This is a genomic window from Pseudomonas sp. B14(2017), assembly GCF_002113255.1.
In the GTDB taxonomy this organism is placed as follows: Bacteria; Pseudomonadota; Gammaproteobacteria; order Pseudomonadales; family Pseudomonadaceae; genus Aquipseudomonas; species Aquipseudomonas putida_Z.
In genome coordinates this window covers 1-1,702 of record NZ_NEJY01000049.1, presented here as the reverse complement: position 1 = coordinate 1,702, position 1,702 = coordinate 1, and the positions used below count along the sequence as shown (strand labels likewise).

Genomic DNA, 1,702 nt, shown 5'->3' with positions numbered 1-1,702 from the left:
GTCCTTGGTACCTGGACCATCGGTCACGGTTGTCACCGGCTCGCCGGTGGCCACGGTCTTCTCGTAGTTGCCGCCCGAGATATCGGTGATCTTGTTGGTGAGATCCGGGTTGGTGCTGTGGACGTTGTCTGGTGCAGTGAACGGCACCGATGCCGACGACTCGCCCACTGGAATGGTGATGGTCTGGCCGTTGGCCAACTTCACCACCAGATCGGAACCGGTGACTTTGTGGTTGACCGATGCGGTGTAGGTCACCACGCCGCCTTCAGCGACAGTCGAAGTCGCCGTCAGGGTGACGGTGGTGGTGTCGATGGTGTCGGTGACCTTGGTCACGGCCGCAGTACTGCTGACGTCGAGTTTCTCGAAGTCGCCACCGGTGGTGCCGGTAACGGTCACGCTGAGGTCTTCGGCATCGACGTACACGTCGTCGCTTGGGGCATCAATGGTGATCGAGGCTTCCTTCGAGCCCGCGGCGATGGTGATTGTCTCGCCGTTGCTCAGCTTGATCACCAGGTCGGTACCGGCCTTGTTGGTCAAGGTGGCGGTGTAGGTGATCTTGCCGCCTTCGGCCACGGTATCTGTAGCGGTCAGGGTGAGCGTGGTGACGTCCGGAGTCGCCGGATTATCGGTGACAGTCGTCACTGGCTCGCCAACCGCCACGGTCTTCTCGTAATTGCCGCCCGAGATGTCGGTGATCTTGTTGGTCAGATCCAGGTTGGTGTTGTGCACGTTGTTCGGTGCAGTGAACGGTACCGAAGCAGACGACTCACCCACCGGGATGGTGATGGTCTGGCCGTTGGCCAGTTTCACTACCAGATCAGAACCGGTGACCTTGTGGTTGACCGACGCGGTGTAAGTCACCACGCCGCCCTCGACCACACTTTGCGTGGCGGTCAGGGTCACGGTGGTGGTGTCGATGGTGTCGGTGACCTTGGTCACAGCCGCAGTGCTGCTGACGTCGAGTTTCTCGAAGTCGCCACCGGTGGTGCCGGTGACGGTTACGCTCAAGTCTTCGGCATCGACGTAGACGTCGTCGCTTGGTGCATCGATAGTGATCGAGGCTTCTTTCGAGCCAGCGGCGATGGTGATGGTTTCACCGTTGCTCAGCTTGATCACCAGGTCAGTGCCGGCCTTGTTGGTCAGGGTGGCGGTATAGGTGATCTTGCCGCCTTCAGCCACGGTGTCCGTCGCGGTCAGGGTGAGCGTGGTGACATCCGGAGTCGCCGGATTGTCGGTGACAGTGGTCACCGGTTCACCAACGGCCACGGTCTTCTCGTAATTGCCGCCCGAGATGTCGGTGATCTTGTTGGTCAGGTCCAGGTTGGTGTTGTGGACGTTGTTCGGTGCGGTGAATGGCACCGAAGCAGACGACTCGCCCACCGGAATGGTAATGGTCTGACCGTTGGCCAACTTCACCACCAGATCGGAACCGGTGACTTTGTGGTTGACCGAAGCGGTGTAAGTCACCACGCCGCCTTCAGCGACAGTCGAAGTCGCCGTCAGGGTGACGGTAGTGGTGTCGATGGTGTCAGTGACCTTGGTCACAGCCGCAGTGCTGCTGACGTCGAGCTTCTCGAAGTCACCACCGGTGGTGCCGGTGACAGTCACGCTCAGGTTTTCGGCATCGACGTAGACGTCGTCGCTTGGGGCATCGATGGTGATCGACGCTTCTTTCGAACCGGCGGCGATGGTGATCGTCTCA

At 60.2% G+C, this 1,702-nt stretch carries 1 protein-coding gene; it reads right to left on the bottom strand.

The annotated features are described in order from the left end of the window. Positions 1-1,702, bottom strand: a 1,702-nt coding sequence (locus CAG34_RS28940; protein WP_371858064.1) for an immunoglobulin-like domain-containing protein, incomplete at both ends; no start/stop codon positions are given.